The sequence below is a fragment of the Jiangella aurantiaca genome (assembly GCF_004349105.1).
Classification (GTDB): domain Bacteria; phylum Actinomycetota; class Actinomycetes; order Jiangellales; family Jiangellaceae; genus Jiangella; species Jiangella aurantiaca.
In genome coordinates, this window is sequence record NZ_SMLB01000002.1 from 169,580 (window position 1) to 180,984 (window position 11,405).

The 11,405-nt window shown below is 68.0% G+C and carries 10 protein-coding genes; 5 read left to right on the forward strand and 5 right to left on the reverse strand.

The genetic code is table 11. From position 1 onward, the window contains the following. Position 1 precedes the first annotated feature (1 nt). From E1262_RS02100 to E1262_RS02115, 4 genes are all read right to left on the reverse strand, one after another. Positions 2 to 1,234, reverse strand: coding sequence for a mandelate racemase/muconate lactonizing enzyme family protein (locus E1262_RS02100; protein WP_132101387.1), 1,233 nt, complete (start codon positions 1,232 to 1,234; stop codon positions 2 to 4). 1 nt (position 1,235) lies between these two features. Then, a complete protein-coding gene (locus E1262_RS02105; RefSeq protein ID WP_132101388.1) occupies positions 1,236 to 2,066 on the reverse strand; it encodes a carbohydrate ABC transporter permease in 831 nt (276 codons plus the stop codon). Continuing rightward, a complete protein-coding gene (locus E1262_RS02110) occupies positions 2,066 to 2,977 on the reverse strand; it encodes a carbohydrate ABC transporter permease (RefSeq protein ID WP_132101389.1) in 912 nt (303 codons plus the stop codon). Before E1262_RS02110 ends, E1262_RS02105 begins: the two co-directional genes overlap by 1 nt. Positions 2,978 to 3,059: 82 nt before the next feature. Next, complete coding sequence (locus tag E1262_RS02115) at positions 3,060 to 4,340, reverse strand: ABC transporter substrate-binding protein (protein WP_132101390.1); 1,281 nt, start codon at positions 4,338 to 4,340, stop codon at positions 3,060 to 3,062. Positions 4,341 to 4,484: 144 nt separating this feature from the next. Between E1262_RS02115 and E1262_RS02120 the strand changes: the two genes are divergently transcribed. Continuing rightward, entirely contained in the window at positions 4,485 to 5,255 is a 771-nt protein-coding gene (locus tag E1262_RS02120) for a FadR/GntR family transcriptional regulator (RefSeq protein WP_132101391.1), read from the forward strand. Between the two features lie 79 nt (positions 5,256 to 5,334). Here the strand turns inward: E1262_RS02120 and E1262_RS02125 are convergent, their stop codons facing one another. Continuing rightward, positions 5,335 to 6,369 (reverse strand): LacI family DNA-binding transcriptional regulator, encoded by a 1,035-nt coding sequence (locus E1262_RS02125; RefSeq protein ID WP_132101392.1) that lies wholly within the window; start codon positions 6,367 to 6,369, stop codon positions 5,335 to 5,337. Positions 6,370 to 6,612: 243 nt separating this feature from the next. On the opposite strand from E1262_RS02125, the gene E1262_RS02130 reads away from it, so the two are divergent. Genes E1262_RS02130 through E1262_RS02145 form a run of 4 tightly spaced genes read left to right on the forward strand, consistent with a single transcriptional unit; the run spans position 6,613 to position 11,392 of the window. After that, a complete protein-coding gene (locus tag E1262_RS02130) occupies positions 6,613 to 8,163 on the forward strand; it encodes a hypothetical protein (protein ID WP_132101393.1) in 1,551 nt (516 codons plus the stop codon). A 27-nt stretch (positions 8,164 to 8,190) separates the two neighbouring features. Then, the gene (locus tag E1262_RS02135; protein ID WP_132101394.1) at positions 8,191 to 9,573 is read left to right on the forward strand and encodes an ABC transporter substrate-binding protein; all 1,383 of its coding nucleotides are present in this window, start codon (positions 8,191 to 8,193) and stop codon (positions 9,571 to 9,573) included. After that, the gene (locus tag E1262_RS02140; RefSeq protein WP_132101395.1) at positions 9,570 to 10,505 is read left to right on the forward strand and encodes a carbohydrate ABC transporter permease; all 936 of its coding nucleotides are present in this window, start codon (positions 9,570 to 9,572) and stop codon (positions 10,503 to 10,505) included. Before E1262_RS02135 ends, E1262_RS02140 begins: the two co-directional genes overlap by 4 nt. Beyond that, positions 10,502 to 11,392: a carbohydrate ABC transporter permease gene (locus tag E1262_RS02145; protein WP_132101396.1), complete on the forward strand. Its 891-nt coding sequence runs from the start codon at positions 10,502 to 10,504 to the stop codon at positions 11,390 to 11,392. Before E1262_RS02140 ends, E1262_RS02145 begins: the two co-directional genes overlap by 4 nt. Positions 11,393 to 11,405 lie beyond the last annotated feature (13 nt).

The window sequence follows — 11,405 nt, forward strand, 5'->3', positions numbered from 1 at the left end:
CTCAGAGCTGAGCGCTGTGCGGCAGGTCGTTGTCACTGATCGGGGGGTGCTGAAGCGGGCCCAGCGGGTAGCGCGCCCCTCCGGGGCGGCGGCCGGTGGCGGCCAGCCGCCGGCCCGCGGCCTCGGGCCGCACGTGTGGCCCGCTGGGGGTGGACGGGCGGCCGCCGCCGACGCTCGACGCGATCGCGTCCTCGTCGACCTGGATGCCCAGCCCGGGCGAGTCACCGAGCGTGAACGCACCGTCCTCGATGCCCAGGTCGAGGACGATGCCGTGTGGTGGCCGCAGGTCCTGCAGCTCACTCACGATGTGATTCGGCACGCAGGTCGCGGCGTGCAGCAGCCCGACGGGGGTGTTGCCGATCGGGCTCACGGGCAGATCGTGCGCGTGGGCGACCATCGAGGTGCGCAGGAAGTGGCTGATCCCCCACACCGCGCTGGTCTGCACGATGTCGACCGCACCGGCGGCGAGCAGCGGCCGGAACTGCTCGAGGCCGGTGAGGTTCTCGCCGGTGGCGACCGAGGCACGGATCCCGCGCCCGACCACCGCATGGCCTTCGGCGTCCCAGCGGCGCACCGGCTCCTCGACCCAGGCGAGGTCGAGGGTCCGCTCGAGCTCGCAGATGTGGCGGACCGCCTGCTTGCGCGTCCACGACTCGTTCACGTCGAGCATCAGGCTGGGCCGCAGTCCGCGGCCCGCCTCGGTCAGGACCTCTCGGACCAGGGTGAGCCGGTGTCGGTCCTGCTCGATGTCCAGGCCGCCCTTGAGCTTGGCGGCCCGCAGGCCGACCGCGGCGTAGAGCTCGTACGCCGCGACCAGTTCGTCGTCCGTCAGCCCGATGTCCAGGCCAGAGGCATAGGCCGGGACCCGCCGGTCCCTGCCGCCCAGGAGCCGCCAGAGTGGCTCGCCGGCGGCCTGGGCCTTGATGTCCCACAGCGCTGTGTCGAACGCGCCGATGGTGCCGAAGACGGCACCGGCGTGGCCGGTCTTGAACGTCTGGCGCAGCATGCGGTCGTAGAGCGCGGTCACGCCGCGTGGGTCCTCGCCCTCGAGCGCGGCGAAGATCGCGTCGGCTTCGATGTGCGACCCCAGACCGACGCCGGTGATTCCCTCGTCGGTGTCGACCAGGATGATCGGAACCGATGTGACGCCGTCGGTGAAGACCCCGTTGGCGTCGCCGACGGGACGGCCCCACTCCTGGACCGTCGTGAGGGTACGAAACCCGGTGATCCGCATGTCAGCCCTTCGTGGAGCCGGCGGTCACGCCGTCGGCGATCTGGCGCTGGAAGAAGAGGTAGATCATCAGGACGGGAAGAGCGGCGATGAGCACCCCGGCGGCGAAGGTGGGGATGTCGTCGGAGTACTGCCCTCGCAGCGCCGTCACCCCGACCATGAGCGTGCGATGCTCGGCCGATGGCATGAGCAGCAGTGCAATGAGCACGTCGTTCCAGCAGAACAGTGCGTTCAGGATGCCTACGGACAACAACGCCGGCCGCCCGATCGGCAGCATGATTCGTCGATAGACGCCGTACAGCGTGTTGCCGTCGATCCTGGCCGCGTCGATGATGTCCGCGGGAATGCCGGCGTAGTAGCTGGTCATCAGGAAGATCGTGAAGGGCAGGAATTGCGCGACGTAAGTCAGGATCAGGCCCGGGTACGTGTCGAGCAGTCCAGTGTCAGCCATCGTCCGGGCGAGCGGAACCATGATCACCTGGAAGGGGATGAACAGCGCGGCCAGGCAGCCCAGGAACAGTGCCCGCGAGCCCTTGAAGCGCAATTGCCCCAGGGCGAAGCCGGCCATGGATCCGAGGAGTAGCAGGACGGCAACCGAGCACCCCACCACAATGATGGAGTTGACGAAGTACCGGGCCATCCCGACGCTGTTCCAAGCGGCGTCGATGTTGTCCCAGCGCAGCGACTCGGTCACGGAGAAGCGGTTGAGGATGTACTCATGACGCGTCTTCATCGCGACGTTGGTGGTGAAGACCAACGGGTAGATCGTGGCCAGCGCGAGCAGCGCCATGGGTGCGGCGACGAACCACTTTCCCGAACGCACACCGCCGCCCATCAGTCCTCCCTCCCCGATCGGCGCAGAATGCTGATCTGCACGAGCCCGACGACGAGCATGATCAAGAAGAGGACCGTAGATGCTGCCGAAGCCAGCGCCGGCCGGTTCATCTGCCCCTGCTGGATCCAGATGTAGTACTCCGGCAGATACGTAGAGCCCTCCGGCCCGCCGCTCGTCATGACATAGAGCAGGCCGAACATCGCCGTGAGCATCCCGATCATGGTGGTCACGAAGACGAACTGGATCGTGCGGGACAGCCCTGGGATGATCACGTGCCGGATCACCTGGTGCAGTGCGGCGCCGTCGACGCGCGCGGCATCCAGCAGCGCCGAATCCAGGGTGGCGAATCCGGCGAGGAAGACGACCAGCGCCATGCCGAATGTCGCCCAGATGTGCACGCCGACGACCGCGAAAATGGCGACACCGGGATCGCCGAGCCAGTCCACGGGGGCAATGCCGACGCTTCGGAGAAGGCTGTTGAGTGGGCCGTCAAATGCCAGGAGGAGGTTGAAGATCGCGCCGACGATCACGGGCGACAACACCGCCGGAAAGAAGTACACGCTCCGGAAGAAGCGATGACCTGGAACTCGCAGGTAGATGAACGTCGCGAGGAGCCCGGGGATCGCTACGGCCACCGGCAGAAGCAGCACCAACAGTCCGACGTTTCGCAGCGCCTGCTGGAACAGCGGATCGTCGAACAGGGCCGCGTAGTTGTCCAGGCCCACCGGCTGACCGTTGCGGTCGCCATCGCCGGTGAACGAGAAGTTCACCCCCAGCAACAGCGGATACAGCCGCAACCCGACGATGATCAGTACAGCGGGCGCGACCAGGACATACGGTGCCCAGCGCTCCCAACCCCGGCTTCTGGAGCGGGCCGGTGGGCGGCGGGCCGGACCGGGCCGATCGTCCATGGTCCGGGTGTTTGTCCCGTCGGCCAACCCCACCATGCCGGGAGGGCCGGCCGGCGGCAGCGAGGCTCCTCCTGGCACTCGATCAGCCCGCCTGGTCCGAGGCCGCCAGCTGCGCGACCGCATCGTCCACGGTGACCGATCCGCTCAACAACTGCTGGGACAAGCGGTGGATGAGCTCCAGCGTCTGCGACGACAAGGCCACGTGCAGGGCCTGCCTTCCGGTCTGGATCTCCTCCACGATCGTCGACACGGCAGGGCCGGCATCGGACACGTCGATCGTGGTGTCGGAGACGATCGCGCCGGCATCGGCATGGAAGGCTTCCAACGCCTCCGTGGAGGTCAGCGAGCGCACGAGGTCAGCAGCCAGGTCCGGGCTCGTCGTCCAGTTCATCACCGCGTACCCGATGCCGCCGTCATACGGCAGACTCGGACTCGCCTCCGGGTTCACGACGGGAGCCAGCATCACACCGACGTTCTCCGCGCCGAGGAACTCGTTGAAGTCCTTCCAGTGACCGATGTCCGACATCAGGCCGATCATGTTCGCCGCCTCACCGGCCTGGAAGATCCCGAACGAGTCGTTGAACATCGCCGTCGAGTTCGCACCCTCGTTGTTGAGTCCGGTGTCACCGGCGGCCTTCCACAGCTCGAAGATCTGCTTCACACCCGGCGACGACCAGTCCCGATCACCGGCGATCCAGTCGTCGTACTCCTGCGGCGTGAGAACGGCCGAACCCATGGCAGACAGGAAGAACTCGATGCCGTAGCCTTCCTTGTTGCCGAGCGCGATGCAGTCGGCCCCGGTCGCCGTCTTGATGGTGCCGCAAGCGGCAACGAAGTCGTCCCACGTCGTGGGCGGGCTCTCCGGGTCGAGCCCGGCCTCGTCGTACAGCGCCTTGTTGTAGTAGATCGGGTGGCCCTGCAGCGTCACCGGCGCTGCGAATACCGCACCGTCCTGGCTGAACGCCTCCCACCCTGCGAGACGCTCCCGATCCTCGGCCACGTAATCATCGAGCGGGAGCAGGGCGTCCACTCGGTCACGGATCTGACCACCGCCGTTGAAGAGCACCACATCGGGCCCCTCGCCCGCCTGGATCGCGGTGCCCAGCAGCGTGTAGTACTGCTCGAACGGCTGCGCCACGAACTCGACGGTCACATCGGGGTGCTTCTCCGCGAAGTCGGCCTTCGCCTGCTCGAAGTAGGCGGCCGCGTTCTCTTCACCTGATTTCCAGTCCCAGACCACCAGCGTGTCTTCGGAGCCGCCGGAGCCGCCGGTCGACGAGGACTCCGGCTCCGAGGCGCTGCCGCAGCCGGCCAACGCCAGTCCCCCGATCAGGGCCGCGGACCACAGTGTTCGCTGCTTCATTGCTGCTCACCCTCCAGAAAGTGGCCGTGTACCGGCATGTCCAGGATGTGCGCAAACGTAACTCGTATGACGTGTGACGTCAATCGAGTGACGTATACTCTCTCTCCGGCTACGGCGCGTGGACCAGGGCCACCGGAGGGGGACATGACCGCATCGCAGGACACGACCGTGAGCGCCGCGGCGCCTCCGGTCTGGGCGCATCGACCCGCGAACCTGGCCAAGGCGGTCACCGCGGAACTGGTCCAGCGCATCGTCCGTGGCCACCATCCGCCGGGCACGGCACTGCCGCCGGAGCCGGCGCTCTGCGAGGCGTTCTCGGTGAGCCGGACCGTCGTGCGCGAGGCCGTGAAGATCCTGCAAGAGAAGGGCCTGGTGCAGATCCGCCAAGGCTCCGGCACGATGGTGCAGCCGCCAGCCGCATGGAACATGCTCGACGAGCTGGTCCTCGGCGCCACCATCGCCGAGGACGACAGCCTCTCCATACTCGACGACCTCGTCGTCACGAGGCGGCTGCTGGAGTCGGACATGGCGAATGTCGCCGCCCGGCTGTCCACACCCGAGGTCATCGATCAGCTCAGGGCACTGGTCGATCGCATGGACCAACTCGTCGATGATCATGCGTCGTACCATGAGCACGACAGAGCCTTCCACGACACCGTCATGCGAGCCTCGGGCAACCGCATCGCACGCGGCGTTGTCCGGTCGCTGGAGAGCCAGGTGGTCAACACCGCACGGTACATGGGCCAGACCGCTCGGGAGCTGTGCATCGCGTCGAACCGCGGTCACCGGCGAATCTACGAGCGAATCGCCGCCCATGATCCCGACGGCGCCGCCGAGGCGATGTTCACCCACATCACCGAAGCATGGCTCGTGCGCCGCAGCGGACGAGGAGACCCCGAACGCTTGATCCGTTGATCACACTGTCAGGGCTGGCACGCGGTGAACCTGGAGGCGGCCAAGCCACACGCCGGAGGAGCGAACGGACAGACGCGACCTAGCTGCGGCGCCTGCGACTCTCGTCCGGTCGTCCCGTGCTGGCCCGCTCGACCAGCTCCCAGGTGCCGAAGCGGATGCTCGTCGTCGGCCCGCCATCGATGGCCTCCCGCAGGATCCGCACCGCCGCGGCGCCAAGGCCGTCGATGTCCATGCGCATGGCCGTGAGTGCGGGACGCGGCAGCTCGCACAGTGGCGAGTCGTCCCAGGCGATGATGGACAGCTCGTCCGGAATGCGGATGCCGAGATCGTGAGCGGCGCCGATGGCGCTGACCGCCATCACGTCGTTGTCGAAGATGATGGCACTCGGCGCATCCGGAGAGTCCAGCAGAGCGCGCGTCGCCTTCGCGCCCTGTTCACCGGTGTAGTCGGCGTCGACGATGACCGCGGACTCCATGCCGAACGTCCGAGCCGCGGCCCGATAGGCCGTGTCACGTTCCCGGGTGTGGATGAAGGCCCGCATGCCGCGGACGCGGGCGACCCGGCGGTGCCCCAGGTCGGCGAGATGGCCGACGGCGGCGTCCATCGCCGGTCTCGTATCGACCCACACCGACGGGAGGTTCGAACCGCGCAGCCGTCCGAGCAGGACGGCCGGGAGCCCGAGCTCGGCAACGAGGTCCGCACGATGGTCGTTGACCCGCAGGTCCAAGAGGACGACGCCGTCGACCTGCCGCTGGCTCCACCACCGCCGGTAGATCTCCAGCTCCCGCTGTGGCTCCTCACCGACCATCTTGAGCAGCAGACCGGTCTGCTCGGTCCGCAACTCGGTCTCCATGCCGGCGATGAGCCGGACGAAGTACGGCTCGGCCGCGAGCAGTGACGGGTTCCGCGCGAGGACCAGTCCCACGACGTTCGCCCGCGCGCCGGACAGGGCTCGCGCAGCGCTGCTGGGCCGCCACCCGAGCGCTTCGGCGGTGGCGAGGATGCGTTCCCGGGTCGCCGGTGAGACGCCCGGCTTGCCGTTGAGTGCGAACGACACCGCGCTCTTCGATACGCCGGCGCGCTCGGCGATGTCATTGATGGTGCGGCGTTTCACGCAGGCCTCCTGGTGTCGTTGCGCGCGGCGATCGGCGGGACCGATGCTAAACCGGTTTTTGATGATCGTAGCGCGACGCGGCCGGCCACGGTCCGGCGCTCCGGCATCTGAATGTAACACCGTTGACACTAAACCGCTCCAGTTGTACCGTTCTCCACACCTTGACCGCTCGCGCACTAAACCGCTCCAGTTCTCGTGCTCGTCATCAACCGATTCCGATCAGGGAGAAGGAGTTCGTGAGCCATGCTCTCTCGACGACACATGCTTCTCGGCGCCTCGGCACTGGCGGCCGGCGCGCTGGGCCTCACCCGCCCACTGCCGGCCGCCGCGGCGTCTCCTGTGGTTGACCGGTACGGCCAATACCTCCATCAGGACTGGCCGGGCAAGGTCATCTCGGACGAACAACTGCGACGGGAGTACGCGGAGGAGGCCCGGCGGCTGGCCGGCGTGCGTTTCGACGGGGCCACCTACGACCGCTACGGCGGACGGCGCAGCCTCGGGCGACGAGCCGCCACCGGATACTTCCGGCTGGAGAAGGTGGACGGCCGCTGGTGGTTCGTCACACCGGACGGCCACCTGTTCTTCCTCAAGGCCGTCGACGCGTTCTCCTACCAGGAGTGGGGGTACGGCACCCTGTACAAGAACGCCGATGGGAGCCCTCGCGAGGTCTTCGAGGAGCTGCCCGATCCGGCCGAGTTCGCGCCCGCGTACGCCGTCGTCGAGAACGGCCTGCACACGGTGAACTTCGTCATCGCCAATCTGATGCGCAAGTACGGTGCCGACTTCCAGGAGAAATGGCGTGAGATCAGCCGGCGGCGGATGATCGACTGGGGATTCAACGCCCAGGGCAAGTGGCACCGCGACCCGTCCGTCGTCATGCCTTACATCGAACGGGCTCCCACGCCCGCCGACGTCATCCGGGTCCTGTGGGGCATCGACCCGTTCGACCCCGACTTCGCGGCCAAGCTCGACCACGCGTTCGACGCCTTCGGGCTGCGCGGCTTCCGCGACGACCGGTGGCTGGTCGGCTACTTCTTCGAGAACGAGCGTGGCTGGAACCGTGACGTCGTGGCCGCCGTCGTCCGGCGGGGCGCGGACCTCCCGGCGAAGCGCGCGTTCGTCCGGCATCTCGCCGATGCCTACGGTGACGACCTGGCGAGGGTGAACGCGACACTGGGCACCAGCGCTCGGTCGTTCCGCGAGCTCGCAGACCTGGCGATCGACATCAACCGGGTGCCCGCCCACGACGTGTCGGGGTTCATCACGCTGGCAGCGAAGACCTATTTCCGCGAGGTGCGCAACGCGATCCAACGGCACGATCCGCACCACCTGTTCCTCGGCTCGTCGTTGGTGCCCACCTGGCGGACGAGCCGGGAATGGAACGTCGGCGGCATCGAGTATCTGGACGCGATCTCGTTCGACTGGTATTCGAACGACGCCAGCGTCATTCGCCAGTACGAGATCCACGACAAGCCGATTCTCAACATCGAGTTCTCGTTCTGCTATCCGGACCGCGGCCTGACGTCGCACAACCGGTCGATCACGGCCGACAGCATCGCGGGTCGGGGCGAGATGTTCCGGGACTTCGTCCGCGCCCAGGCACTGAGCCCGGCGTTCGTGGGCTACGCGTGGTTCGTGCACTACGACCAGGCCGTGACCGCCAAGCCGGGCGCGACCGAGGCGTTCAACATGGGGCTGATCAACCAGCAGGACCAGCCGTACCACGAGATGACCGACATCATGCGCGCGACGAACCGTGACCTGGAGCTCGTGCATCTGACCACCACCAGCTGACCGCCCGCACCACGAAGGAGTGTTCCCATGAACGTGAGGTCGTCCAGGACCGCCGCGCTCGCGATCGCGATCATCTCGGTTGCCGGCCTGGCAGCCTGTTCGGACAGCGACGACGCGGCCGGCGGGTCCGGATCCGGTGACGTCGTCCAGATCACCGTCGCGGACCTGCCACCGAGCACTGAGGAGGCCCGCCGTGAGCAGTTCCTCGACAAGGTCGCGGCCTTCGAAGCGGAGAACCCGGACATCGACATCGAGCCGGCCGAGGGGAAGTGGGAGGCCAACACGTTCGCCGCCAGGCTCGCCTCGGGCGAGCTGGAGACGGTGTTCCGGGTGCCGCTGACCGAGCCGCAGGCCCTGATCGCTCGCGGTCAGGTGGCCGACATCACCGACGAGGCCGCGGACCTGCCGCACTTCGACACCGTGGACGAGCGGGCCCTGGCTCCGGTCCAGGACGAGTCCGGACGCCTGTTCGGCATCCCCACCGACCTGTACGCGATGGGCCTGCTCTACAACCGGGAGCTGTTCACCCAGGCGGGCCTCGACCCGGACGACCCGCCCGCCACCTGGGACGACGTGCGCGCGGCCGCGCGGCAGATCGCCGAGCGGACGGGCGTGCCCGGCTTCGCGTTCCCCACCATCAACAACACGGGCGGCTGGGTGTTCACCTCGATGGTCTACTCCTTCGGCGGCCGGCTGCAGGACGACGACGGCGACGAGGTCTCCTCCACCCTCACCGACGATCCGGCCGTGGAGGCGCTGGAGTTGCTGAAGGCGATGCGCTGGGACGACCAGTCGATGGGTACCCAGCATCTGAGCGAGGCGCTCGAGGTGGTCAAGGCGTTCGCGGCGGGGCAGGTCGGCATGGTGATCGGGCTGCCCAGCCAGTACCGCGACTACGCCGTCCAGTACAGCGGAAGCCCCGAGGCCTTCGGCGTGACGGCGCTGCCGACCGGATCGGAGCCGTCCACGCTGCTCAGCGGCGCCGTGATGATGGTGAGTCCGAAGGCGAGCGACGAGCAGCGTGCCGCCGCCGTCAAGTGGATCGACTTCAACTACCTGCGCAGCAAGCACGACGCCGACATCGCCGGCGAAGGAGCCGCCGCCCAGGCCGCCGACGGGCTCCCGGTCGGCATCCCGAAGGTGCCGTTCTACGGCGATGAAGTCGTCGCCGCCGTGCTGGCCGCCGAGAGCGGGCACGTGAACGTCCCGCTGGAGAACTTCCAGCCGTTCGTCGACCGGCTGGAAGGGCAGGAGTTCGTGCCGGAACCGAGGGTCGCGGCACAGGAGGTGTACGGCGCCCTGGACTCCGCGCTGCAGGCTGTGCTCACCCAGCAGGACGCCGACCCCGCCGCCGAGCTGGCGGCCGCCGACGACAAGGCCAGGGCCGCGATCGATCGGGCACAACGGTGACGACGCTCACCACCGACCGGCCGGTGACCGCGCTCGCGCGGCCCGGCCCCGGTAGGCGCCCGCGGCGGCGATCGCGGCACGGGCTGGCCGCGCTGGTGTTCCTGCTGCCGACGCTGGTGGTGTTCACGTACTTCGGCTGGTGGCCGATCCTGCGCGGCGTCGTGCTCAGCGTCCAGGAGACCAACCTGGTCAGCGATCCTCGCTGGGTCGGGCTGGACAACTTCCGGACGCTGCTCGCCGACCCGTTGTTGTGGACCGCCGTGCGCAACACCGCATGGTTCGCCCTGTTGGCGCTGCTGTTCGGGTTTCCTGCCCCGATCCTCCTGGCGGTGGTCATGTCCGAGCTGCGCCGGCTCGGCGGTCTCTTCCGGGTGCTGGTCTACCTGCCGGTGGTCGTGCCGCCGGTCGTGGCGGTCCTGTTGTGGAAGTGGTTCTACGACCCCGGCAACGGGCTGTTCAACGAGGTCCTGGGGCTGATCGGGCTGGGGCCGTACCCGTGGCTGCAGTCCACCTCGTCGGCCATGCCGAGCCTGGTGCTCGAGGCGACCTGGGCCGGCGCCGGAGGCACGGTGCTGATCTACCTGGCGGCACTGACCAGTGTGCCGTCGGAGCTGTACGAGGCCGCGGAGACCGACGGCGCGTCGGTCTGGCGCCGGCTCTGGCACGTCACGCTGCCGCAGTTGCGGGGCGTGCTGCTGCTCATGCTCTTGTTGCAGGTCATCGGCACGTTGCAGGTGTTCACCGAGCCGTTCGTGCTGACCGACGGCGGCCCGGCGGACTCCACCGTCACGATCCTGCTGCTGATCTACCGGTATGCCTTCGTCTACGGCGACTACGGCCTGGCCACCGCCCTCAGCGTGCTCCTGGCGGTCGTGCTCGGCGTGCTGTCGGCGATCTACCTCCGTCTCACCCGCTCGTGGAGCACGACATGACGACGTCCGACACCGCACGGGGGCTGCTCTCCACGCATGACCGGCGCGGTCTGCGCATCCGTGGGATCTTCGTCCCCGTCCAGGTCCTGCTCTTCGTGGCGGTGGCACTCGCTGGCCTGGTCCCGTTGTTGTGGATGGCGAAGGGCGCCATCTCGCCCACCCAGGAGCTGTTGCGCGAACCGTTGCGGCTGTGGCCGTCCGACCCGCAGTGGACGGTGCTGTCCGACGCATGGTCGCGGCTGCGGATCGGGCACTACCTGTTCAACACGGTGGTCCTGGTGGGGGGCTCCTGGCTGGTCCAGCTCATCGTGGCCGCCACCGGAGCGTTCGCCCTGTCGATCCTGCGGCCGTGGTACGGGCGCTATGTCGAGGCCGCGGTGCTGGCGACGCTGTTCGTCCCGGGGACCGTCTCGTTGATCGCGCTCTACCTGACCATCCTGGACCTGCCGGTCACCGGCGGCTCCATCGCCAACACGCCGCTGGCCATCTGGCTGCCCGCCGGGGCCAACGCGTTCAACTTCCTGATCATGAAACGGTTCTTCGACGCCATCCCGCGGGAGCTGTTCGAGGCGGCCGAGGTGGACGGCGCCGGCCCATGGCGGCTGTTCGTGCAGATCATGCTGCCGATGTCGCGGCCGATCATCGCCGTGGTGTCGCTGCTGTCGGTGATGAGTGCGTGGAAGGAGTTCCTCTGGCCGCTGGTGGCCATCTCCGACGCCGAGCGCCAGCCGCTGGCGGTCGCGCTGCCCCGCCTCGCGGAGTCGTCGGAGCTGAACCAGCTGATCGCGGGGATGCTCATCGCCACCGTGCCGCCATTGCTGCTGTTCCTGGTCTTCCAACGTCACATCATCCGCGGTGTCGGCGGCTTCGCCGGCGTCAAGGGCTGACGACCACACGAGG